19 protein-coding genes are annotated in these 23,123 nt (G+C 64.8%); 13 read left to right on the forward strand and 6 right to left on the reverse strand.

Annotation, left to right across the window (positions count from 1 at the left end):
* The first annotated feature begins 25 nt into the window (after nucleotides 1-25).
* The 3 genes from EA187_RS09925 to EA187_RS09935 all read left to right on the forward strand — a co-directional run bounded on the left by EA187_RS09925 (nucleotide 26) and on the right by EA187_RS09935 (nucleotide 3,907).
* Nucleotides 26-1,660 (forward strand): 1-acyl-sn-glycerol-3-phosphate acyltransferase, encoded by a 1,635-nt coding sequence (locus EA187_RS09925; protein WP_115603838.1) that lies wholly within the window; start codon nucleotides 26-28, stop codon nucleotides 1,658-1,660.
* The gene (locus EA187_RS09930; protein WP_127780166.1) at nucleotides 1,657-2,844 is read left to right on the forward strand and encodes a lipid-transfer protein; all 1,188 of its coding nucleotides are present in this window, start codon (nucleotides 1,657-1,659) and stop codon (nucleotides 2,842-2,844) included. The genes EA187_RS09925 and EA187_RS09930 overlap by 4 nt, the downstream gene beginning before the upstream one ends.
* 214 nt (nucleotides 2,845-3,058) lie before the next feature.
* The gene (locus EA187_RS09935; RefSeq protein ID WP_127780167.1) at nucleotides 3,059-3,907 is read left to right on the forward strand and encodes an Hsp33 family molecular chaperone HslO; all 849 of its coding nucleotides are present in this window, start codon (nucleotides 3,059-3,061) and stop codon (nucleotides 3,905-3,907) included.
* A 19-nt stretch (nucleotides 3,908-3,926) separates the two neighbouring features.
* Here the strand turns inward: EA187_RS09935 and EA187_RS09940 are convergent, their stop codons facing one another.
* Together EA187_RS09940 and EA187_RS09945 are read right to left on the reverse strand one after the other, a co-directional pair.
* Nucleotides 3,927-5,162, reverse strand: coding sequence for a metallophosphoesterase (locus EA187_RS09940; protein WP_127780168.1), 1,236 nt, complete (start codon nucleotides 5,160-5,162; stop codon nucleotides 3,927-3,929).
* A 104-nt stretch (nucleotides 5,163-5,266) separates the two neighbouring features.
* A complete protein-coding gene (locus EA187_RS09945; protein ID WP_127780169.1) occupies nucleotides 5,267-6,376 on the reverse strand; it encodes a 6-phosphofructokinase in 1,110 nt (369 codons plus the stop codon).
* Between the two features lie 208 nt (nucleotides 6,377-6,584).
* Here EA187_RS09945 and EA187_RS09950 point away from each other — a divergent pair, with 208 nt between their 5' ends.
* Entirely contained in the window at nucleotides 6,585-7,241 is a 657-nt protein-coding gene (locus EA187_RS09950) for a GNAT family N-acetyltransferase (RefSeq protein WP_206524243.1), read from the forward strand.
* A complete protein-coding gene (locus tag EA187_RS09955) occupies nucleotides 7,225-8,391 on the forward strand; it encodes a M20 family metallopeptidase (RefSeq protein WP_115603833.1) in 1,167 nt (388 codons plus the stop codon). The genes EA187_RS09950 and EA187_RS09955 overlap by 17 nt, the downstream gene beginning before the upstream one ends.
* Before the next feature lie 89 nt (nucleotides 8,392-8,480).
* Here the strand turns inward: EA187_RS09955 and otsB are convergent, their stop codons facing one another.
* Entirely contained in the window at nucleotides 8,481-9,296 is an 816-nt protein-coding gene (otsB, locus tag EA187_RS09960) for a trehalose-phosphatase (RefSeq protein WP_127780170.1), read from the reverse strand.
* Nucleotides 9,297-9,342: 46 nt separating this feature from the next.
* Nucleotides 9,343-10,707 carry an NAD(P)/FAD-dependent oxidoreductase gene (locus EA187_RS09965; RefSeq protein ID WP_127780171.1) on the reverse strand — a complete coding sequence of 455 codons (1,365 nt, stop codon included), beginning with the start codon at nucleotides 10,705-10,707 and terminating at the stop codon, nucleotides 9,343-9,345.
* Between the two features lie 128 nt (nucleotides 10,708-10,835).
* On the opposite strand from EA187_RS09965, the gene EA187_RS09970 reads away from it, so the two are divergent.
* The gene (locus tag EA187_RS09970) at nucleotides 10,836-11,438 is read left to right on the forward strand and encodes a DUF938 domain-containing protein (protein ID WP_115603830.1); all 603 of its coding nucleotides are present in this window, start codon (nucleotides 10,836-10,838) and stop codon (nucleotides 11,436-11,438) included.
* Here the strand turns inward: EA187_RS09970 and EA187_RS09975 are convergent.
* Complete coding sequence (locus EA187_RS09975; protein WP_115603829.1) at nucleotides 11,435-13,237, reverse strand: tetratricopeptide repeat protein; 1,803 nt, start codon at nucleotides 13,235-13,237, stop codon at nucleotides 11,435-11,437. The genes EA187_RS09970 and EA187_RS09975 overlap by 4 nt on opposite strands.
* Nucleotides 13,238-13,438: 201 nt before the next feature.
* Here EA187_RS09975 and EA187_RS09980 point away from each other — a divergent pair, with 201 nt between their 5' ends.
* The 7 genes from EA187_RS09980 (at nucleotide 13,439) to EA187_RS10010 (ending at nucleotide 22,464) form a co-directional block, all read left to right on the forward strand.
* Nucleotides 13,439-15,247, forward strand: coding sequence for a serine/threonine-protein kinase (locus EA187_RS09980; RefSeq protein ID WP_241250189.1), 1,809 nt, complete (start codon nucleotides 13,439-13,441; stop codon nucleotides 15,245-15,247).
* Between the two features lie 79 nt (nucleotides 15,248-15,326).
* Nucleotides 15,327-16,043 carry a hypothetical protein gene (locus EA187_RS09985; RefSeq protein WP_127780172.1) on the forward strand — a complete coding sequence of 239 codons (717 nt, stop codon included), beginning with the start codon at nucleotides 15,327-15,329 and terminating at the stop codon, nucleotides 16,041-16,043.
* Between the two features lie 109 nt (nucleotides 16,044-16,152).
* Nucleotides 16,153-17,964 (forward strand): DUF1549 domain-containing protein, encoded by a 1,812-nt coding sequence (locus EA187_RS09990; protein ID WP_206524245.1) that lies wholly within the window; start codon nucleotides 16,153-16,155, stop codon nucleotides 17,962-17,964.
* A 29-nt stretch (nucleotides 17,965-17,993) separates the two neighbouring features.
* Nucleotides 17,994-19,406, forward strand: a complete 1,413-nt coding sequence (locus EA187_RS09995) for a DUF1501 domain-containing protein (protein ID WP_115603827.1) — start codon at nucleotides 17,994-17,996, stop codon at nucleotides 19,404-19,406.
* Between the two features lie 9 nt (nucleotides 19,407-19,415).
* Nucleotides 19,416-20,798, forward strand: a complete 1,383-nt coding sequence (locus tag EA187_RS10000; RefSeq protein ID WP_206524247.1) for a c-type cytochrome domain-containing protein — start codon at nucleotides 19,416-19,418, stop codon at nucleotides 20,796-20,798.
* A 253-nt stretch (nucleotides 20,799-21,051) separates the two neighbouring features.
* Nucleotides 21,052-21,831, forward strand: a complete 780-nt coding sequence (locus EA187_RS10005; RefSeq protein WP_127780173.1) for a type 1 glutamine amidotransferase — start codon at nucleotides 21,052-21,054, stop codon at nucleotides 21,829-21,831.
* A 36-nt stretch (nucleotides 21,832-21,867) separates the two neighbouring features.
* Entirely contained in the window at nucleotides 21,868-22,464 is a 597-nt protein-coding gene (locus EA187_RS10010; RefSeq protein ID WP_127780174.1) for a hypothetical protein, read from the forward strand.
* 8 nt (nucleotides 22,465-22,472) lie between these two features.
* Here the strand turns inward: EA187_RS10010 and EA187_RS10015 are convergent, their stop codons facing one another.
* Entirely contained in the window at nucleotides 22,473-23,066 is a 594-nt protein-coding gene (locus EA187_RS10015) for a ClpXP protease specificity-enhancing factor SspB (RefSeq protein WP_127780175.1), read from the reverse strand.
* Between the last annotated feature and the right edge of the window lie 57 nt (nucleotides 23,067-23,123).

Genomic DNA, 23,123 nt, shown 5'->3' on the forward strand with positions numbered 1-23,123 from the left:
ATAACCGGTCTTTCAGGATCTTGTTGTGGCTGACGCTGATTTTCAAAAGCACGCCACCACCATGCCGCCTTTTTATCGCGGCGTGCGCTTTCTGGCGCACTGGTCGGTGCGGCTCTATTTCTACGACATCCAGGTGATGGGCCATGAGAACTTTCCGAAGAGTCAACCCCTGATTCTGGCGGCCAACCACCCTAACTCCATTATGGACACGGTGCTCCTGGCCACCGAGACTCCCTTTCGCATCAACTACATGGCGCGAAGCGGGCTCTTTAAGAACCCGATCATTCGAAGCGTGCTCAACGGCGTGTGCGTCATGCCAATCTACCGTGCCAGTGAGCTCGCAGGTCAGCCGGTGCGAAAGCAGAGCAGCTTCTACCGCGCCTATGAGCTTCTGGAAGCCGGGGGATGCATCGGCATGTTTCCCGAAGGCGCCAACTCCCCCGACCGCCAGGTCCGCGAGCTCAAGACCGGCACCGCGCGCCTGGCCCTGGAAGCTGAGGCTCGCAACGCCTACCGCCTGGGTGTGCAGATTCAACCGGTGGGCCTGAACTTCGCCGACCGCGATCGTTTTCTCTCCAGTGTCCTGATCCGCTACGGCGCCCCGATCGACGTGCGCCAGTTCGCAGACCTGCATCGCCAGGACCCCCGCCAGGCTGTCTACGAGCTGACCCAGCTTATTCTTGAGCGATTGCGCGATGTCGCCACCCACGTCCACGATGAGCGCAACCACCAGCTGGTGATGGACATCCACCGCATCTACGGCAACGAGCTCCTCAAAGAGTTTATGGGAGCCTACGATGTCGACGTGCGCCCGCTGACCCACAAGCTCTTCGACCGCGTGCGTGCCGCCGACGGCCCTCGCCCCGACCTCGACGACCGCTTCACCATCGAGCAGGCCATCGCCGACGCGGTGGACTATTACGAGCAACGCAACCCGGCGATGGTCGCCCGGGTTCGCATGGATATCCGCCGCTATAAAGACCACTTAAAGCAGGTGCGTCTGCGCCACGATATCGTCCATGAGCATAGCCCCGAGAACCTCAGCAGCCGCCGGGAGGCCATCAAACTCACCGCGTACGCGCTGGGCCTTGGGCCCCTGGCCATCTATGGCATGCTCACAAACCTGGTGCCTTACCTGCTCGTTCGCGCCATCGTCTCGCACCAGCCCGAAGAGGCCAAACGCGCCTTTATCGCGCTGATCAACAGCTTCTACGCGTTTCCGCTCTGGTACGTCTTCCTGGGCTGGTATCTCTGGAGCAGCGTAAGCCCGCCGCTCTGGGCGATGGTGCTTTTCATCAGCAGCCTGCCGCTGACGGCGTTCTTCTTTCTGACCTGGTGGCGAAAGATCCTCGTCTACCGCGATCGCATTCTCTCGCGTACGCTTTTTCGCACCCAGAAAAACCTTCTCGAAGACTTAAGTCGCGAGCGAGAGCGCCTCATTGAAACCTTTGAGAACGTCAAAATCGATTACCTGATCGCGCGCTTCGGCCACCTCTTCGACGAGGACTCCGCCTACGCGCTGCCCTGGCAGCCAGACCTGGCGAGTCCCTCCATGCAGGTCTTCCCGAGCGCAGAAGAGAGCCTTCCCCCGGAAAAAGACGCGGATACGCAGACCGGGGTTACCCCTGACACCTCCCCCCAATTTGAGGAGCAACAATGACTCGCAAAGTCTATGTCGTCGGCGTCGGTATGACCAACTTCGAGAAGCCCGGCCGTCGCGAGTGGGACTATCCCGATATGGTACGCGAGGCGGGCACTCAGGCCCTGGACGACGCCGGCGTGGACTACCAGGCCATTGAGCAGGTCTTCTGCGGCTACGTCTACGGCGACTCCACCAGCGGGCAGCGCGCCGCCTACGAACTGGGGCTGACCGGGGTGCCGATCTACAACGTCAACAACAACTGCTCCACCGGCTCCACCGCCCTCTTTATGGCCCGCCAGCTCATCGCCGGGGGCATCCTCGACTGTGCGCTGGCCCTGGGCTTTGAGAAGATGCAGCGCGGCTCGCTCAAGACCGACGGCCAGGACGACCGCGCCAATCCCCTGGGCCGCCACTTCGAGACGATGGCAGCCCAGCGCGGCTTCGCCAAGGCCCCGCCCGCCCCGCAGATCTTCGGCAACGCCGGCCTGGAACATATGGAGCGCTACGGCACCACCGCTGAGCATTTTGCGAAGATCGCCCATAAGAATCACCTCCACTCCACCAAAAACCCCCGCTCCCAGTTCCAGGACGAGTACAGCCTGGAGGCCATCCTGGAATCGCGTCCGGTGCACCACCCGCTGACCATGTTGCAGTGCTGTCCGACCTCGGATGGGGCGGCCGCCGCGGTGCTGATGAGCGAAGAGAAGGTGCGTGAGCTGGGCCTCGAAGATCAGGCCATCGAGATCGCTGCGATGAGCATGACCACCGATACCCCGGCATCTTTTGGCAAGAGCGCCATCGACCTGGTCGGCTTCCAGATGAGCAAGCTCGCCGCAGCACAGGTCTTCGCCGAGAGCGGTCTGAACATCGAGGACGTCGACGTGATCGAGCTCCACGACTGCTTCTCGACCAATGAACTCATCACCTACGAAGCACTCGGGCTGTGCGACGAAGGCCAGGCTGGCCGCCTCATCGACGCGGGCGATGTGACCTACGGAGGCAAGTGGGTGGTTAACCCCTCCGGCGGGCTCATCTCCAAGGGCCACCCTCTGGGAGCCACCGGGCTTGCGCAATGCGCCGAGCTCACCTGGCAGCTGCGCGGCCAGGCCGACCAACGTCAGGTCGATGGTGCCGAGATCGCGCTTCAGCATAACCTCGGTCTGGGCGGAGCGGCCGTCGTCACCCTCTACCGCCGAAATTAAACACCCGGCCAAGACCAAAATAAAACACAACAAAACCAACACCTTACAAGACACACAACCCATCCAAACCTTGTTTCAGCTCTCCTCCGGGGGAGCGTCGCGAGTCGCTGAGAGACCCGCGACGCTCCCCGGGAAATAGACCCCGGCGTCGGGTGTTTTCCTCCCTTCGGAGCGCGAGGCTCCCTTCATCGACCCCTTACGAAAAGCGGCATCCATGAGCACCCCATCACACCCCATCACTGACGATCAGGGCCTGCGCGCGATGAGCGAAGACGGCTCGTTTCGCGTCATCGCCATCAACGCAACCACCACCGCCCGCGGCATCCTCGAAGCCCAGCAGGCCGGCTCGGAGATCTCGCCGCGGCTGGCCGAGTTAACCACCGCCACCGTGCTCTTGCGCCTGGCGATGAGCCCGGACTACCGGCTGCAGACCGTGCTCAAACACTCCGATCGCGGCTCGCTCGTCGCGGACAGTCACCCCAACGGGGTGACCCGCGCGCTGGTTCAACAGGAACGCGACGACACGATCCCGCTGGGTGCGTCGACGCTGCTCAGCGTCCACCGCGACACCTACACCGGGAAGCTTCACCAGGGCATCGTCGAGACGCTGGAGGGCTACGGGCTTGGCGAGTCGATCGCCGGGTACTTGAAGCAGAGCGAGCAGATCAACTCGGTGGTCGGCCTGCGCACCCTCTTCGACGACCAGGGGCAACTGACCTACGCCGGAGGCTTCCTCGTGCAACTTCTCCCGGACGCGCATGTCGACACCCTGGCGGTGGTCACCGAGCGTCTGGAGCAGACCGGCACGCAGAAGGTCTTTGAAGTCGGCAGCTTTGAGAACGAAGGCATGCTGGCGGCGATCTTCGAGGAGGTGCCCTACCGCATCCTCGGTGAGGACCGCTTTGGTTTTGGCTGCAACTGCAGCGAAGAGCGCATCCTGGGTGCGCTGGCCACGCTGAGCCCGGCCGAACGCGCCGAGCTTGCGGCCAGCGACGAGCCCATCGAGATCGGCTGCGACTACTGCAACGTCACCTACAGCGTCGATCCGGCCACCCTGGGATGAGCCCGGCCTCGGGTCGACCTCAGGCCTGATCGCGCCGCCGACGTCGGTAGGCGCGATCGGGGGAGCCGGCGAGGAGTTCGATCTGGGTGATCTCGGCCGGCGCGCCGATGCGCATGGGCGGCCCCCAATAGCAGGTACCGCGGCTGACGTAGATCCACGTCTTGTCTTCGCGCGCCAGACCGATGGCATAGGGGTGAAACCAGCCGATGATGAGGTTCCACGGCCACATCTGCCCGCCGTGAGTGTGCCCGGAGAGCTGCAGGTCGAAACCCGCCGCCGCGGCCTGATGAATGCTCTTGGGCTGGTGGGCGAGCAGCACGCTGACGTCATGGTCCGGCGCCCCGTCGCGGGCGGCCTGCGGATCGGAAGCCGCCCCGGGGTCGTGGCGACCGGCCGAGAAGTCGGTACAGCCGGCCATCAACACCCGGCCGCCCTCATGCTCAATGAGGGCGTGGGCGTTGTTGAGCACGACAATCCCCTGCTCTTCGATCGCTTTACACCAGCCCGGCGCGTCCCAGTAGTACTCGTGGTTGCCCGTGCAGTAGAAGACCCCGTGAGGAGCGCGAAGATCGAAGATCGGCTCCACATCGTGCCAGATGTGCTCGACCATGCCCTCAATAAGATCGCCGGTGATGACGATGGCGTCGGGCTTAAGCTCGTGGACCCGATCGACGATGGCCTGCACATGAGCGCGACGCACGGTGGGTCCGATGTGCACATCGGAGATCTGCACGATCCGAAAGCCCTCCAGAGATGCGGGAAGGCCCTCAAAAGGCACGCCGACCTCGACGACATCGGGCACGCGCAACGCCTCGTATATCCCCCACTTGGACGCCACCGCCGCCCCACCCACCACCGCGGCGTTGAGGCTGCTGCTCATAAAGAGGCGACGCGAGGGATCGGCCAGGGGCGCGGCCCCCTCCTCAGCACCACCGCGCTCCCGGAACGCACTGACCCGTTGTGTAAGCCACTCGACCAGGTCTTTGAAGATCATCAGGATGAGCACAAGCGAGAAGAATCCCATCGCCACATAGCTCGTCCACTGTGCGATCGTATAGAACGGCTCCACTCGCGGCATTGAGCGCATCGACATGGTCGCCGTCACCAGAACGATATGCCCGACCAGCGCCCAGGTGACCCCCTTGCCCCAGCGGCTATCCGGATGCAGAGGCGCCCGAAGCCTTCGCCAGAGGTAGTAGTGGGCACCAAACCAGAGCCCCGTAAAAAAGAACCCGACCGCAATCATCGACACCATCGCTACGCCTCGGAGACACGTCTTCGCAAAAGAGGTCGCCGCACCGGCCCACAGGCCGGTGCGGCGTTTCGGAAACCTTAGCCCCCGGTGGCCTCAGGACCAGCTCAGATCACGCGATTCTCAGGCATCCGACTCAGGTCGACCTCGAAATCGGCGCGTCCAAAGGAGGTTCCCACCGCCGCAGCCGCATGCACCAGAAGCGAATCCACGGGCACCAGGCGCGTCTGGTCGGCGACTTCAGCGATCTCCACGCTTGTCATCTGCCCCTTCTGCAAGGCCACCATCCGACCCCAGTGCCCGCCGGCGACCAACGCCGCGGCATGGGCGCCAAACGCCGTGGAGAGCACCCGATCAAAGGCCGTGGGCGTTCCGCCACGCTGGATATGCCCGAGCGTCGTGGTACGAATCTCACTGTCGACCAGGGGCTTGAGCTTCTCTGCCAGCAGATTGCCAATACCGCCCAGACGCAACGGATCGGGGCTGTCGTCGATGCGCTCTCGCACCACCTGCTTTCCGTCGAGCAGCGTCGCGCCTTCGGCCACCACAATCATGGTGAAGCGCTGGCGCTCTTTGCGCTGCTGGCACACCCGGGCAATCTCTTCGACATCAAAGGGAAGCTCAGGAATCAAGATCACGTCCGCACCGCCGGCGAGCCCGCTGTGCAGGGCGAGCCAGCCGGCGTAGCGCCCCATCGTCTCCAGGATCATCACCCGGCTGTGGCTCTCACCGGTGGTCTGCAGGCGGTCGACAGCCTCAGTGGCCACCGCGACAGCCGTATCAAAACCAAAGGTGCGATCGGTGTGCATCAGATCGTTGTCGATGGTTTTGGGCACCCCGACACATCTGACCCCTTTCTCGCTTAAACGATGGGCGATGCTCATGGTGCCGTCGCCGCCGATGACGACCACCCCATCGAGTTTGAGCCGGTGGTAGTTCTCCACGAGCTGGTCGCTCACATCGGCCCCATCGGCCAGATAATGATTGAAGGGGTTCGCCTTATTATGCGTGCCCAGGATGGTGCCGCCGCGCGCCAGGATGCCCTTGAGGGACTTCAAGTCGAGTTCGCGACTGCGCCCCTCAATCATCCCCAGAAATCCTTCTTCAAATCCGATCACCGTCGCGTCGCACTTCAGCAAGAGGCTCTTGGTGACCGCTCGAATGACCGCGTTAAGGCCGGGGCAGTCACCGCCGCCGGTCAGTACTCCAATGCGCATCGTGTCTCCTTGTCCGTCATGGAAATTTTAGAAGGCGCTATGCCCGCTCGTTCCGCTTCAAGATGCGTGCGAGACGCCTTTTCATCAAGCGCATCGCGCTACTTCTCCCGCTCTTCAGGGTGCCTATTGTCCCGTTTCACCAACATCCTAACGCTGGCTTCGCATCTCGAGGCGGCCTTACCCACCCCGCACCTCCCAGGAGACCTGTATGGACGACATGCCCTCGGGCAGTCGACGCAACCCTCGTCAGCTTCGCTCCCAGGCCTCGATCACGATCCGCGAGATGGAGCTCGAAGATCTGGCCGCGGTCTTTGCCCTGGGTGAGCGCATTTTCACCGCAGATCGCTGGCCCAACCTCTACCGCACCTGGGATGAGTTTGAGCTGATTCAGATCTTTGGCACCGACACCGAGACCTGCCTGGTGGCCGAAAGCAACGATCAGGTCGTGGGCTTTGCCCTGGGTACGCTCATCGAGAAACGACGCAGCGCCTGGACCTATGGTTACCTGCTCTGGCTCGGTGTGGAGCCCGATCTTTCGCGGAGTGGCGTGGGGAAACGCCTGGTCAACCGCCTCACCGAACTCTTCATCGCGCAGGGCGCACGCATCATGCTCGCCGACACCGAGTCGGACAACCTCCCGGCGGTAAACTTCTTTCGGCGCCAGGGGTTTAGCAATGAGACCGAGCACGTCTACCTGGCCAAAAACCTCACCCAGCATCCCGAGTACGTGCGTCGACGCCGCGCGCTGTCTCACTCCACCTCCGATCCGACGCCCACCGACGCCGCTCCGGCTCACCTCCCCCCGGGTGGCATAAACACTGGCGAAGATCCGACCGCAGGCCGACCTCATGAGCATGATGACTGAGCTCGACGAACTTCTCGCCCACCTCAACCAGGATCGCTGCGAGCGCCTGCTCATCGACCTGGTCGACATCTACAGCCCATCCTATGCCGAGAGCGCGGTGGTTGCCCACGTCTGCAAGGCGCTTCAAGACGCCGCACTCCCCTACCGTCTGCAGCCGGTGGTCGCGTCGCCCGGCGCGCCGGGGCGAGCTAATATTCTGGTTGAACTCGGGCCTCAACCGGCGGAGTTGATGCTGGTCGGTCACCTCGACACCGTCCCCTACTTCAGCGACGAACACGACGCGCCGGGAAGCACCCTCGACGGGGGCGTCCTCCACGGGCTGGGAAGCGCCGACATGAAGTCAGGGTGCGCGGCGATGATCGAGGCCACCGTCGCGCTGGTGGACGCCGGCGCGCGCCTTCGGCGCGGCCTCGTGCTCGCCCTTGTCGTCGGCGAGGAGGAGTACGGCGATGGTGCCGCAAAACTCCTGGAAAACGCGCACGCACCGCTCGCGATCATCGGCGAACCCACCGGGCTGCGTCCCTCTCTGGAGCACTACGGCTACATGGAGCTTCGACTGATCGCCGAGGGACGTCGCGCCCACGCCGCCCGCCCCGACGTGGGGGCCAGCGCTATCCACGCGATGTTGAGCACGATTCTGGCGATCATCGAGCAGGTCAGCGACGCCTCGCCAGCCACACGCGTCAGCATCAACCCCCGAGAGGTTCACGGGGGCAATTCGCTCTTCGTCATCGCCGACCGCTGCGAGGCTGCGCTCGATGTGCATCTGGCCGCCGGCGTCGACCCCACCGCGCTCCGAGAGGCCCTGGCACGCACCCTTGAAGCATCCAACGCCGACCATCCTCTCTGCCTCGTGAGCTCCGAGGAGCTTTTCTTCGCTCCAGCCTACCGCCTCGACCTCGATGATGCGCGTATGCAGACCTCCCGCCGCGCCTTTCTGGCGCTACAGCAGGCTTTTACGCCGCGCCCCTTCCCCTCACACTCCGATGGAAACCGCTTCTTCGAGGCAGGCATCGCCCCGCTTATCCTCGGGCCCGGCGATCTTGGTGTAGCCCACACCCGCGACGAGCACGTGCACTTAAGCGAAGTCCATCGCGCCGCCGAGCTCTACCTCAGCCTGATCTTTCATCACTGCATGACCGATGATTGAATGGAAGGGGAATGATGCACATTCGCAGCACGCCCATCATCAGCATCGACAACGAGGCCACCCGCCGCTCTCAGCGGACAGCCGTGGCCTCAGGGCAGACCTGCCAGCCTCCCCTGGTCGCGATCACACAACGCTGCAAGCTCCCAGATCAGGCGCACGACCTGTGCGGGATCAGCGACCCGCGCGCTCGCTTCGCTCGCGCGATCGTCCGGGGCGACCAGCACCGTGCTCGCCCTATCGCGCAGCGCCACAAACGCGTCTTCGTCAGTAAGATCGTCGCCCACATAGATCGCGTGCACGCCGGCTTCGGCACTCGCTTCAGCGCGACGAAGCACCAGCCTGGCCGCGCTCCCCTTATCCCACCGTAGAGCCGGAACCGCCTCCACCACGCATTTGCCCGACTTGATACGCACGTCAGCTTGCGCCAACGCAATCTCGGAAGCGCGCGTCGCCAGCGCCTCCCCTCCCCGCTCAACCAGGCGGTAGTGCAACGCCACGCCAAAAGGCTTCTGCTCCACCACCGCGCCGGGCCGGGCACTCGCCAGGGTCCTCCAGGCGGCCTCGACCTTCGCGATGGTTTCCCGCGCCTCTTCGGCCCCTTCCACCAGCTCACGCGCTCCGCTTGCCCACCAGAGCTCCAGACCGTGGCTTCCCACAACATCGACGCTATCTACGCCAAGCCTCGCATGAACATCGGCGGCACCGCGCCCGCTGACGATCACAACCTGCCCGCCAGCCTGAACCAGCGCGTCGATCGCCCGGGTGGCGCCGGGCGCGGGGATGGCGAGCTCCGGCCTGGGTGCAATGGGTGCCAGTGTCCCGTCATAATCGAGCATCACCAGCAAACGCCGGCCCCCGGCCAGCGCCTCAGCGGCGGCGTCCACCACATCATCCAGCGTCTTCATCTCCCCTCCTCCCGTCGACCTCCGAGATGTCCTCCCGATTAAGACGTCACTCCGCGCGCACCTCGTCGACGCCGAAGCCCTGCCAGAAGTTCAACGCCCCGGCGCGCTCTCGGGGCGGATCGACAATCAGGCGCGCGCTTCGACGCATGCCCACATAGGCAAAAATCCACCCCATCAGCACGAAGGCGCGGTTTCGGAAGCCGATAAGAAAGAGCAAGTGCACAAAAAGCCAGGCAAGCCAGGCCATGAGCCCACCAAACTTCCAGTTGCCGATCTCCGCAATCGCTTTGGCTCGCCCGATGGTCGCCATCTTGCCCCGATCCCAGTAGGAGAAGGGCTCCATCGCTCGGCCCTCCATGGCGCGTTTGATGTTGTCGGCGACGTGTTTCCCCTGCTGCACGGCCACCGGAGCCAGTCCCGGCAACACCTGGCCATCCTCACTCTCAAAATGGGCGAGGTCACCGATCACAAAGACCCGATCATCCTGGGGCATGCGCAGGTCCGGGTTGACGGTGACGCGCCCCATGCGGTCGAGTTCCACGTTGAGCGTTTGCGCCAACGGGCTCCCCTTCACGCCGGCGGCCCATACGACCGTTCGGGCCGCAATCCGCTCCCCGTTGACGGTGACGCCTTCCTCGTCAATGGCCTCCACCATGGCGTTGAGGCGCACCTCCACCCCCATCTTCTCAAGGTCGCGGCGGGCCCGGTCGGAGAGTTCCTCATCGTAACTCGAAAGCACCCGCGACCCGGCATCAAGCAGCACTACCCGTGCGCGGCTCGGGTCAATGCGCCGAAAGTCTTTGACCATCACCTGGTAGGCGATCTCCCGGATCGCCCCGGCCGTCTCGACGCCGGTCGCCCCGGCACCGACCACCACAAAGGTCAGAAGTCCGCGCCCCTCCGAGCCTTCCCCTTCGCGCTCGGCCTGCTCAAACACTTCCAAAATATGACGGCGGCAGGTCAGCGCATCGCGAAGCGTTTTGAGCCCGGGTGCCTGCGCTTCCCACTGCGGGTTGCCAAAATAGTTGGTCTGCATCCCGGCGGCGACCACCAGGAAGTCGTAGTGCACCTCCCCGCCCTCATAGCGCACCATCTGCGCCTGCCGGTCGATCGAGGTCACCTCACCGAGCATTACCTGCACATTCTGCTGGTGCCGCACGACCTCTCGGATGGGTGATGCGATATCGTCGGCGGAGAGCCCGGCAGTGGCCACCTGATAGAGCAGCGGTTGAAAGAGATGGTGGTTGTGGCGGTCGATTAAAAACACGTCCACCGGCGCGCGCCTCAGCGAGCGAGCCGCGTTGAGTCCGCCGAACCCACCTCCCACAATCACCACGCAGGGCCGGCGTTTTTGGGTCTCGGCAGGTGGGATCGGAACATCATCGCGTTCGGAAGTCGTTGCTTGTGGCATCATCACTCCCTGTGCTTTCTCTCAGAACCCGGAAGAAGACGCCTCGGTTCGAGGCCTCATCGCCTCCCCGGGATGCCCACAAGGGTAATCCCCGCGCCCCCCAAAGAAAGACATCCCAGGAGCTAACCGTGAACGACGCGCGTCAACACTCGCCGGCCTGCGAACGCAACCGCGAGCCTCTTCTTAAGGAGCTTCGCGAACATCTCGCCGACGCACGTCATGTCTGGGAGATTGGGAGCGGCACGGGTCAGCACGCCGTCTTTTTCTCCCGGCATCTTCCTCACCTGATCTGGCAGCCTTCCGACCGCCCCGAGTACCACGCCAGCATCGAGGCCTGGCGCTCTGAGGCCGCGCTACCGAACCTTGCGTCCGTCCTGACCTTTGATCTCTTTGATGCGACGCCACCGCTCGAAACAACCGACGCCATCGTGGCCTGCAACGTCATCCACATCGCCCCCTTCGAAGCCACCGCTTGCCTCTTCGCGCATGCCCGGACCTCATTATCACCGGGCGGAAAGGTCATCCTCTACGGCCCCTTCATGCATGAAGATCACGACCTGGAGCCGAGCAATCAGCGTTTCGACCAGATGTTGCGCCAGCGCGACCCCCGCAGTGGTATTCGACGCCTGCAAGACGTCGACGCGGAAGCGCGAGCCTGCGGCTTTGAGCGGGCGCTCACGCGCCGGATGCCCGCGAACAACGATCTTCTGATCTTTGAGCGCCCCTTCTAGCGTTGAAGACGCTCGCAGGCCCAGTCATCGCCCTGTTCGCAGCCCCGCTCCAGCAGCCGGCGTCCGTCCTCAGCGCGCGCGGGCACGCGTAAGAGCATCGCGCCCCGGCGGCTGCAGGCATGCTCCTGCCCCAGCCCGCAGGCTTTGGCGTAGAGGACCATCGCGCGCTCGCGGTCCTCCCTCACCACCTCGCCAGCCTCGTAGAGATGCCCCAGGCGCAGGCAACTCTCGCCATCATCGGCCTCACAGCCGGCGGCCATCGCCCGACGGGCGCGCTGCGGGCTCCGGGGCACCCGCGCGTCTTCCATCAGGATCGCCGCCGCCCGGCTGCACGCGCGCCCTGGCTCCAGCCTGCAGGCCCGCTCAAAGGCCTCCAGCGCTTCGATCACCTCCTCGGCACCGGCGGCACGTTGAAAGAGGCGGTGCCCCAGATGCCAGCACGACCGACCGAATCCTCCCTCACACCCTTTGCGGTACGCCTCAAGGGCCTCGGGGCTTCCGGCGCGCTCCTCGCCGGCGAGCTCAAAACTCACCGCAACGTTGTAGCAGCCCTTTGGCCAGCCAGCCTCGCAGGCGCGCTGATGCAGCGCCTCGGCCAGCGCCACATCCTTCTCCGTGCCGCGCCCGGCCTCCACCATCAGCGCCAGAGCATCGCATGACTGACCGCTTCCTCGCTCGCAACCAATCCAGAAACGCACAACCGCCTCGGCCTCATCGACCTCCCCCCCTCGCCCGTCCCTCAGCGCAACACCCAGATTGTAGCACCCCCGCGCGCTGCCCATCTTGCACGCCCGCTCAAAGGTCTGCCTCGCCAGTATCGGCCCCCCCACAATGCCGCGCCCCTGGAGTTGCAAGACTCCCAGGCTGGCGCACCCCACCGTATTATTCGCCTCACAGGCCTGCACATAGAGTTCGCCGGCACGGCGAGAACTCTCGCTGACCCCGACGCCCCGCTCATAGAGCATCCCCAGAAGCGTGCAGCCGTAATACTCGCCAGCCTCACAGCCGCGGCGATAGAGCGCGGCTGCCCGCTGCGGATCTTTGCCTCGCCCTCGCCCCTCCTCGGCAAAGGCGCCCGCAAGCACGCAGGAGAGCGCGACGTCGCCATCACAACCTGCCCGCAAAAACACCAGCACCCGTGCCGAGTCATCCTCCTCCTCGGCAGTGGCCCCAAGCCTCAAGCCATAATGCTCCTGAAGATCGCCACATCCCTGCACATCTCCCCCGGCACAGGCCCGGGTAAAATAGGTCACCGCGACCTCCGGCGAAGGCTCCACCACTCGACCGAAATGGTAGAGGCCGCCGAGTTGGCGACAGCTGGAAGCGTCTCCCAGGTCGCAGCCCCGCTCCCAGGTGCGCACCGCCTGCGCGGCCTGCAACTCGCCGCCCTGAGCGTGAAACTGCATCCAACCTGCGCCCAGACAGGAGGTGCTGGCCTCCAACTCGCAGCCCCGCTCATAGAGCGACCGGGCCTCTTCGAGATCGCGCTCTACCCCGCGACCGAGCACCCGCATCGACGCCAGCGCCGCACACCCGGAGCCCTCCCCGCGCTCACAGCCTTCCTCCAACACCGCGATGGCCTCGGTGAGCTCTTCGGGGATCGGGGTGCCATCCCAGAGGTAGCGGTCCAGCCCGGAGCAGGCCGCAGACACATCACAGAGACTCTCCTCAGCCGCCTCCCCCTCATGTGGCGAGTCGGCCTCGGATGCCCGAGCAGTCTCCATGGTCTGCGGCACCGCCACCGATGCGCTCGTCGCACAACCGGTCACGCCCAGCCAACCGAGCACAACCCACATCATCCCCCACGCTCTACGATCTCTTACAAGCACGGCTGTTCTAACCTCCCGACGCCTATGGTAACGTTGCTGCAGTTCAGTGAGCAAGCACCTCCGCGGCGCCGAGCCTCCTCCCGGTCACCTCGCAGCCTCCGGCCTTTTCAGGACGGTGCGCCCCGAACCTCCTCTCCACAGCACACGACCCGCAGGAGCGTTGTGACCACGATGGACGCCGGGGACTTCTTAGAACGCGCGAGCATCATCGGCGGTAAATACCGTCTCGATGAGGTGATCGGTCGCGGCGGCTTCAGCAACGTCTACGGGGGCGTGCACACCGGCATGGATCGGCGCGTGGCCGTGAAGGTCTTCGACCCCTCGCTGCCCGCCAACCAGGATCCGGCGCGCGCGCAGCGACGCGCCGAACGCTTCGAGCGCGAGGCCCGACTGGTCAGCAAGCTCACCCATCCCAACACCGTCACCATCTTCGACTACGGCGTCGACAAAGACGGGTTGCTCTACCTGGTGATGGAGTACATCGAGGGCCCCACGCTCAAAGAGGCCATTGCCGAGCGAGGCCCTTTTGAGGAGCGCACCGCCGTCACCACCTTTTTGCAGATCCTGGCCAGCCTCGAAGAAGCGCACCACCGCAACATGCTCCACCGTGACTTAAAGCCGGCCAACATCATGCTCACCCGCAACTTCAAGGGTGAGGAGATCGTCAAAGTCCTCGACTTCGGCATCGCGCGTATCGTCGGAGAATCAGCCCCGGAGACCGGCCCCAACGGCCGAAAGCTCTTTCTGGGCACCCCCCGCTACGCCCCCCCCGAGCAGCTGCGCGGCCTGGAACTGAGTTTTGCCACCGATATCTTCGCGATAGGCGCGCTCCTCTATGAGACGCTGGTTGGCCAGCCGATGATCGCCTCCTCGACGCTACGTGACTGCGCGCGAGAAGTTCGCGAGATACCGGGCTGGAAGGTGCCGGCTACGCTCAACATCCGCCCCGCACTGGTGGAGGTGGTTGAGCGGGCGGTGAGCAAAGATCCGGCAAAGCGTTTCTCCTCGGCCACCGAGATGCTCCAGGCTCTGGAGGCCTGCGAGGTCGTCGCCCGCGACGAACTCCCCGATCCCACAAGTGAAGAGGAGTCGCTCTTTGGCGCCAGCGCTCAACTGATGGACCCCAATGTGCTCGACCCGGATCAGTCTCAGAACTACTTTCTCTGGGCCTCACAGCCGCGGGAGCATCGCTCGACGCCACCGCCCTCCCCCGCCCGATCTCCTCGCCATACTCCGGCACGCCAACCACGCTCGACCCCGGGACGCGCGCCACGCTCCCCCCGCCCGGCGCTGCCCACCACCTCGGGGCCCCACTCCACCATCGACAGCGATCTGGAACTCGCTCTGCCACCGCGCGCCACGCCCGCTCAAGGCCCCAACGCACCCACCACGCGCCCGATGGCCGCGACGACGCCATCGACCAGCAGGCACCGAGGTACGCCCAGGCGCCGACGCGCGCTCATGCGGATTGTCCCCCTGGCCCTGTTCGCCCTGGCCACGGGCCTCTGGTTCTACCGGCAGAACACCTCGTCAGACGCCCCCGAAGTCCCCGCGGAGAGCGCCGCATCCTCGCTCCCCGCCGAGCACCAGCCCGACGAGAACACGCCCCCCGACGCCAGACGCTCCAGCCCCTTTAGCACCGAAGGCATTCTGCTGGCAGCGCGCTCCGAAGGCTGGCGCGTGGTAAGCGCTCGCGATCCCGTCCACATCAAAGGGCTCTCCTACGAAGCCACCGTGATGGCACGCGGCCCCTCCACCCTGGAGGTGACCATCTACCAGGCCGACGACCGCGAGGCCCTCAATGATATTGTCGCCACCGTGAAGCCTCCCGACCTCTATCTTCAGCTCGACCACCATATTGTGCGCATCCACCCCCGCGATGATCGTGCCACGCGCGACGCCACCACCCTCCTGGAGCGACTTGGTCAGTACCGAGAACTCGTCTACGCCGAGCTTGAAGGTGCCGCCACTTCACCTTGACAGCACCCGCCCGCTACGCGTTCACTAAGCCCCACCCACTGCTCGCCATACTGACCCCATAATGAAGATGATGGTGCCGATGTCTCGCAACCACTCGCCAGTCCTCGCCATGTGTGCCTTTATTGGGCTCACCCTCGCCATGACCGCTCCTGCCGCCGCCCAGTCGCGCCTGATCATCGGCGGAACCGCCTACTCCGAGACCGGTGAACTTACCGGGGAGCAGCAGATCAGCGTCCAGGAAAACGACCAGAGCTTCTCCTACGAGAACGCCGACTTTCTGAGCGCGCGCATCCTGTATTTGCGCCCCTTCAAAGAGAACTTCCGCATCGGCGGCGGCATCGACTTCATCGGCAACTACCGCGCCAGTGTGTTCGACGATGAGGGCCAGCCCCAGGACCCCATAGAAGTCTACGAGTTCGGCCCGCTGCTTGAGGTGATGGCCCACGCCGAGTGGGGCATCAACATCACCGAAAAGATCGGTCTTGGCCTGGGCGCCCAGCTCGGCCTGACCGGGCTCTTTCCCCGCGGCGATCTTCGCGAGGAGATCCTGGAGCTTCAAGACCAGGACGTACGCACCTTCATGCTTCCTCGCCTGGGCTGGAGCGTCGCCCCGCAGGTCTCGGCTCGCTACCAGCTCGACGATCGCCTGGCGCTTCGCGCCGACGCCGGCGTGCAGTGGCAGACCATCTGGATCTTCAACACCGAGCAGACCGTCAACGACGTGGCCTTTCGCAAAGAATGGACCGCCAGCACCATGCGCACCCGCGTAGGGCTGTCTCTAGAGATTCAACTTTGAGCAAAGGCCACACGGGCTGATTTGACCGTCCGTAGCTGCGCCGATACCCTCCTATCATCCGCTTCGCGCTCATCAACCTGGCCCCACGCCGTCCTTTCAGGGAGGCTCCGTGAACCGTCCTCAAGCACGCCCCACCCCCAGCTGGCTGCGATGGATAGCCCCGCTGGCATTGAGCCTGGCGCTGGTCGCCTGCCACGAGAGCGACTTCGACCCGCGCGATCCCGCCCGCGGGCCGGGAAGCGCCGTCGGCAACGACTCCACCATCACCGACGGCAACTTCCCCGGCGGCAACGACACGATCCCCTCCGCCCTGGATGTCGAGCCTCCTCAGGGAGCTCAGGTGCCCGATTGCGGTGCCGAGTGCCTCTCATTTTGCGACGCACAGGGCCTGGAAAACCCCGTCCACCAGGGCCTGTGCACCAGCCTCTGGGGCGTGGGGCTTGAGCCGCAGCCGATCTACGCCAATGAAGCCTGCCGCAGACTGCACGTCGACCTGACCGGGCGCTTTCCGACCCGCGATGAGGTCAATCGCCTCTGCGCCGGCAAGTCCTGGGATGACATCGTCAACAGCCTCCTCGCCACCGATGCCTTCGTGGAGGTCAACCAGCGCTACTGGGCCGACCGCTTCCTCTACAACACCCGCGCGCTGAGCATTGAGCGCATCTACGATATGGATGCGCTCGTCGGCAAACTCTACCGCGGTCAGGTCGCCTACGATCACTTCGCGGCCATCGCCAGCGCCCACCCCGTGCTCACCCGTCGTCATGATACCGCTGGCGACCGCGCCGAGGCCCTCTTCCATCTCTTTATGGGCCGGCCCCCCCTGGGCAGCGAGCGCAGTGACCTGGCCCGCCTCTATACCCTGTGGACCAACGGCTACTACGACCACCCCACCCTCAACATGCGCCTGAGCGACTCCTTTATCCGCTACCGCTGCGTCGATGAGGAGGGCAACATCGATCCCGAGAGCCGCGGGCAGTGCACCAGCATCCTCTACGGCTACAACGAGCTCATCCTCACCCCGGATATCCGCTCGGTGGGCGAGGATAACCAGATGTGGAGTGGACTTCTGCGCGCCGACGAGTGGGAGAAGCTGCAGATGCCCGGACGCCTGCTCGCCAGGCAGCAAGCCTTCTGGGAGACGGCTGTCGACGACGTGATCGCGCGTTACCTGGGCTATGACCTGGGCACGATGGTCCCCGAGGTGCGTGCGGCGCTCGTCGAGCACCTGCTGGCTCATGACGGGGACATTCGCTCGGTACACCACGCCATCCTCACCTCGGTGGCCTACCTGCAGAGCGCTCGCGGGCTCACCGAGACCGACCACCGCTGGACCTTCGGGCCCTTAAAGCAGGTCGACTCCGAGGTCTGGCTCGACACCATCAAACACACCGTCGACTACGAGCTCTCCAGCTGCGACCACCGCATCAGCGACCCGCGCGATCTTCTCGACGCCGACTCCATCAGCGCGATTGCGCTTCTGGAATCCTCCAAATGGGAGATGCGCGAGGATGGCGAGGATGTGCGCCGCGACTACAGCGACCTGGCCCGCAACCTGGGGGGCTGTCCCTCCAATGAGGTCGGTGGGCGCTTTAAGATCGTCAGCATCCTGACCACCTCCACCCAGCTCAACTTCGTCAACCAGGTCTGCAACCCGGCGATGACCGAAGGAAGCGGTGCGGCCATTGAGACGCTCTTGCCCGCCGGCGTCCACCCCGACGCCGCGGTCACCCCGCAGCTGGCCACCCAGATCGTGGAGCATCAGGTCGAGACCTTCTTCGGCCGCCCGCTCACCGATGATGAACGCGAGATGGCCGCCACTCACGGCGACACCTGCGAGCGTGCCCGCTGCCGCGCCGCCGAGTTCGCTCGCCCCGGCTGCTTTGCCCTGCTCTCCAGCTCCGAGATGCTCTTTTACTGAGCGCCTGCCCAACCTCGACGAGGACGACCATGACCGATCACAACGCCAAAAAAGGTTTCAAGCCCGGGCGGCGCTCCTTCCTCAAAGGCATGGGTGTGGCCGCGGCCACCATCGCCATGCCGCACGTCTGGGTGCCCAACAAGGCGCTGGCCCAGACCGAGGCGCGCGGCGCAGCCAAACACCTGATCTACATCCGCCTCTCCGGTGGCTTTCGCTTCAGCGCGGCCTTCAACGGCGAATCCGCCTCGGAGTTCAACCCTTTTGGCAAAGCCGAAAACGTCGCCAGCGCCACCGAGTGGGGCGTGGGCAAACTCTTTGAGCTGGCCGGCTGGCTCAACGGCGACCAGGGTGCCGAGCGCGCCGCGCTCGGCATGCGCCCGGTCACCGAGATGTCCGACCAGATCGCGGTGCTCCCCTGCGTCGATCACGAACCCCTCTCGGCCCGCGCCGACGGCAACCACAACACCGGCCTGCAGCGCTTCAACACAGGTTACGTCGGCGGCGGCACGAGCTTTCTGACGATGATCAACTACGGGCTGCGCGAGCGCTTTGCCGCGGCCCGCGAGCAGGGCACCGTGGCGCTTCCCGCCTTCTCGCTGGGCGACTCCGGCATGGCCATGGGCGCCGGCCCCTACGCCGCCCACCGCCCCCCGGTGATGCAGGGCGACGGTTTTGAGCGCTTCGGCTTCTCGGCGGCCAACACCCTGCCCGACTGGGCCCAGTCGATGGCCAGCTCCGTCGATGAGCGCTACCGCGCGGTCCACCACCCGCAGAACCGCGCCGGCGTCGACGCGTACATGCAGACCCGCGCGGCCACCGAACTCTACGCCGAGATCTTCAACGACGAGATCCTCAAGATCCGCAACAACTCCGACGAGCCCATCGACGGGCTGAGCAACCGCCAGCTCGCCACGATCTTCGGCGACAGCCGCGCCGCCCGAAACATTCGCCTGGCGCTGCGCCTCTTCCACTTCGGCTGCCCGGCGGTCTACCTCAACCAGGGCTCCTACGACATGCACTCCGGCGAGGAAGCTGGCCTTCCACGCCATATGGAAGAGCTCGGGCGTATCTTAAGCGGCCTGGAGGTCGCCCTCAAAGCCCTGACCCACCCCGAGGGTGGCACCTACTGGGATCACACCCTTGTGGTCTGCGGCAGCGAGTTCGGCCGCACCGCCCGCGGCAGCCGATTCAACTCCGCGCGCGGCAGCGACCACGCCGGCGACTTCGCCACCCGCTGGATGTCGATGCCCGTGATGGGAGGTCTTGTGACCGCGGCCGGAAACGGCGGCCGCTCCTTCGGCATGACACGCCCCGCGGATCTGGCCCCGGAGGGCCAGGTCTACAGCTACCGCTCCCTGCTCAAGACCCTGATGGATGCGCTGGGCTGCGATCACCGCGAGTTCTTCCCTGCCGATCGCCCCTTCGACGATCTCTTCGCCTGAGAGCTGCCGATGTTCGCGCAACGACTTCATACTCTGCTTCTCTGCGGCGGCCTGGCCACCGCCTCCCTGGCCTGTGGCCCCGACTTCTCGGCCGACGCCCTGGGCGACTTTTCCAACTTTGAGCCTCAGCGCCCCGACTTTGGAGACGAGCAGCACACGCCCCCTCCCACCTACGAGGGTGAGAACGCCATGGTCATCGAGGCCATCGAGCGCTACCGCACCGGTAACGACCTTCATAAAAAAGTCGTTACCCGCACCTGCAGCCCCAATGGCGGCGTCTGCCACAACCAATCGGAGTACCCCGACCTTCGCACCCCGGCCAACTTCCTGGCCACCATCAACGCCCCCTGCAACGTGCAGCCCGGCGACTGGACCTCGGTCGATGATCGCTGCGAGCAGAGCGGCGACCGCTTCATCATCGGTGGGCAGAACGCCGCGGAGGTTGAAATCGGACATGTCGAATACATCGCCGGCGACATCGGCGACTACCGCGCCGAAGACATGGTCCCCGAGCCCGGCAGCCCCGGCTTCCACGTTTTCCTGCGCGATCCGCTCCCCATCGAGCGCGAAGAGGTCTGGGGCGGAGGCCGCTTCATCCGAACCTTCATCAACGATGAGGGAATCATTGAGGATCTTCCCTACGCCACCTTCACCACCCGCTGGTGGATCCTCGACGGCGGCCGCCACCTCGTCGGCGAAGTTCGCAACTACCAGATCGATCAGGTCAATGAGCTCAACACGGTGGGCATCGTCCAGGGCGACATGAACCGCAACGGCATCTACGGTGCCCGAGAAGAGCGCCCCGCCTCGCTGCTCACCCCGGGCAGCCCCGAGCGCAGCTACCTCATCGGGCGCATGCGCGGCACGATGATGGGCGAACCCGTCGCCGGCTCTCGCATGCCGCTTGCCAATCAGCCCCTGACCATCCCCGAGATGCTCGCCCTCTTCTGCTTTGTCGAGGGCCTGCCCGCCGATGGCAGCTGGCCGGATATGGGCGCGCCCATCAACTACGCCGAATGCAGCTACAGCGACGATCCCGAAAACCTCAACCTCCTGGGCGAAGGTGTCACCTGGAAGGGCCGCGTCTCCAAGGTCCTGCAGGCCAACTGCGGCGGCTGCCACGGCGGAAACAACCCGGCCGAAGACCTCGACCTGCGTAGCGAAGACGCCTACGAGCATCTCTTTGGCACCTCGGTGCAAAATCCCGAGCTCAAGCTCATTGAGCCCGGCGAGCCCGAACGCAGCTACCTGTGGCTCAAGCTGATTAACGACGAGAGCATCGAGGGCTACCCGATGCCCTACAACCCGCTGACCGGTGAGGGCAGCCTGCGCGAAGGCGAGCTCGGTGACATTCAGACCTGGATCACCAACGGCGCCATCCGCGACGAATAGCCCGCTCACCTCCGCGTTTTTCCCCGGGAGCGCTCCACCCTGAGGTGGAGCGCTTTTCTCTGCCCGTTGATGCCGCACCCGGGTGCGTGCCAGACCCGCCCGAGGATGCAACTTGAGCTAGCTCACAAGCTCTGGCTATCCTGCGTCTGCTCGGCGCCGGACGCTCCTGCGTCCCCATGGTGGAGTGGCGCTGTGACGTCGTGCCACAGGCCCCCCAGCCTCCTCATCTTCTCTTTCGCCCAGGCCACGCGCCATGCTCCACCGCTCACCCCGCATTCTCCTGCTCCAGGCCCGCACCGCCGACGACCCGATGGCTCGCCATGAGCTGGAGGCCTTCGCCACCCAGTGCGACCTCGATCTCGATGCTTTCGCCACCTTCAACATCGCCACCACCCCGGCCCGCACCTTCCCCGTCGAGGGCTATGACGCGGTGATGGTCGGTGGAGCCGGTGCGTTTTCGCTGGTGGAGGGGGGCTTTGACTGGCACCGGGACTTTCTCGATCTGACGCGGCGGCTGATCGAGGCGCGCGTGCCGATGTTTGCCTCCTGCTTCGGGTTTCAGGCCATCGTCCAGGCCCTGGGCGGCACCCTGGAGCGCGATCCGGAGCGCGCCGAGCTGGGCACCTTCCCGATCGAGCTGACCGAGCAAGGCCACAGCGACCCGCTCTTCGGCGAGCTTCCGGAGGTTTTTGATGCGCAGCTCGGGCATAATGACAGCGCGATCACGCTTCCCGATGAGCTGGTGCACCTGGCCTCCAGCGAGCGCTGCGTGTATCAGGCGGTCAGAGTGCGAGGACGGCCGGTGATCGCCACCCAGTTCCACCCGGAGCTCGGACGTGAGGGAAATCTGGACCGCTTTCGCAACTACCTCAACAATTACAAACCCGAAGGTCAGACCTTCGAAGAAGCCATGGCCTACGCCGAGCGCATCCACCGCCCCAGCCCACACGCCTGCGGCCTGCTCAAAGCCTTTGTCGCCGACGTCGCCCTGCACATCGAAGGGCGACGCGCGCTGCAAGCCGGCGATGTCTAAGTCTCTCCCCTTCTCATCTTCTGCGACCCACCGACCATGACCCCCGATCCCATCGACGCCTATCTGGCGCGCGCCGAGGCCCGCTGGACCGCCGACGCATCGCTGCCCGACGCCGACACGCTTCGCCAGCTCGCCATCGACGCAAACTTTGACGCGGACGTCTCCGAGCAGGCCGACGCTCGCGCCCTTGAAGCCACGGCTCAGGCTCGCGAGCATCTCGCCAACGACGCCGCCGAGTCGGCCGAGCCCCTTCTTCGCCAGGCCGTGCTCCTCTCGCCGGTGCGTCTGGAAGCGCACATGCTGCTGGCCAGCATCTATGCCCGCCGCTTTGACCTTTCGGGCGATGTCACCCTGCGCCAGCAAGCTCGCCAGCTCGCCATGCGCTGTCAGGAACTCTCGCCGCGCCACACCCCTTCGGCCGAACTTCTCAAATCACTCGGCATGATCGAGCAACGCGACACCATATCCTGGAAGCAAGCCGCGCTCATCACCGCCATTCTCGTCGGCATCAGCGCCTCCATGTCACTTTGCGTGCGCTACACGATGGTCCCCCCCGAGGACGAAAACGCCCGCGAAGACGTTCGCGAGCATTTCGAACAGACGCCCCCGCCTCAAGAGGTCCCCTCCCGCTGACATCGCGTTTAGCCCTTCGGCCCGCCGCTCACCGGTTCAAAAACATAGCCCTCACCGGTCTCATGGGCGTAGAGCATCCCGATCGCCGCCCAGGGGATGTCGCAGAAGAAACGTTTGCCTTGAAACGAAAGCGACGCCCGCACCCCCTGGCCATCATAGTCGAAATCCGTCAGATGAAAGTTATGCGAGAAGTTCAGGCGCAGCTCCGGCTGCCCCTGAAAACGCGACGGAACACTCACGCCATCGACCCGCGGGTCCAGGGTCACCATGACCATCCCCTCTTCAATCAACCGGGAGAAGAGCGCGAGTTTAGCTGCCGAACGGGGGTCGTCGGGCGCTTTGGGCAGGTCCGGTGTGGGTGAACGCCGGGTGTCCTGACGGCCAAAAGGAAGACGCACGACATTGTCCACCTCCTCAGCCTCGTCCTCCCCCGGGGACGCACCACCCTCGTCGACCTTCTCGTCAGCCGTCGAGGGTTGGGCCTGATGCGTCTCCTGCACCGCGTCGACCTCTTCGGACCCCTGACCTTCCTCTTCACTGGTTTCTTGCGCCGGAAAGAGCCTGCGAACCTTCCCCGTTAACTCGTCGTCGCGCTCGCTCATCTGCGTGCTCCTCGTTTGAACTCTTACGTGGGTATCGAGCCAACCTGCCCGATGGTG

The sequence above is a fragment of the Lujinxingia sediminis genome (genome assembly GCF_004005565.1).
Classification (GTDB): domain Bacteria; phylum Myxococcota_A; class Bradymonadia; order Bradymonadales; family Bradymonadaceae; genus Lujinxingia; species Lujinxingia sediminis.

Coding starts and splice junctions, on each gene's coding strand:
- EA187_RS09930 (WP_127780166.1), top strand. CDS start 1,657: ATGACTCGCAAAGTCTATGTCGTCGGCGTCGGTATGACCAACTTCGAG.
- EA187_RS09935 (WP_127780167.1), top strand. CDS start 3,059: ATGAGCACCCCATCACACCCCATCACTGACGATCAGGGCCTGCGCGCG.
- EA187_RS09940 (WP_127780168.1), bottom strand. CDS start 5,162: ATGGTGTCGATGATTGCGGTCGGGTTCTTTTTTACGGGGCTCTGGTTT.
- EA187_RS09945 (WP_127780169.1), bottom strand. CDS start 6,376: ATGCGCATTGGAGTACTGACCGGCGGCGGTGACTGCCCCGGCCTTAAC.
- EA187_RS09950 (WP_206524243.1), top strand. CDS start 6,585: ATGGACGACATGCCCTCGGGCAGTCGACGCAACCCTCGTCAGCTTCGC.
- EA187_RS09955 (WP_115603833.1), top strand. CDS start 7,225: ATGAGCATGATGACTGAGCTCGACGAACTTCTCGCCCACCTCAACCAG.
- otsB (WP_127780170.1), bottom strand. CDS start 9,296: ATGAAGACGCTGGATGATGTGGTGGACGCCGCCGCTGAGGCGCTGGCC.
- EA187_RS09965 (WP_127780171.1), bottom strand. CDS start 10,707: ATGCCACAAGCAACGACTTCCGAACGCGATGATGTTCCGATCCCACCT.
- EA187_RS09975 (WP_115603829.1), bottom strand. CDS start 13,237: ATGATGTGGGTTGTGCTCGGTTGGCTGGGCGTGACCGGTTGTGCGACG.
- EA187_RS09980 (WP_241250189.1), top strand. CDS start 13,439: ATGGACGCCGGGGACTTCTTAGAACGCGCGAGCATCATCGGCGGTAAA.
- EA187_RS09985 (WP_127780172.1), top strand. CDS start 15,327: ATGTCTCGCAACCACTCGCCAGTCCTCGCCATGTGTGCCTTTATTGGG.
- EA187_RS09995 (WP_115603827.1), top strand. CDS start 17,994: ATGACCGATCACAACGCCAAAAAAGGTTTCAAGCCCGGGCGGCGCTCC.
- EA187_RS10000 (WP_206524247.1), top strand. CDS start 19,416: ATGTTCGCGCAACGACTTCATACTCTGCTTCTCTGCGGCGGCCTGGCC.
- EA187_RS10005 (WP_127780173.1), top strand. CDS start 21,052: ATGCTCCACCGCTCACCCCGCATTCTCCTGCTCCAGGCCCGCACCGCC.
- EA187_RS10010 (WP_127780174.1), top strand. CDS start 21,868: ATGACCCCCGATCCCATCGACGCCTATCTGGCGCGCGCCGAGGCCCGC.
- EA187_RS10015 (WP_127780175.1), bottom strand. CDS start 23,066: ATGAGCGAGCGCGACGACGAGTTAACGGGGAAGGTTCGCAGGCTCTTT.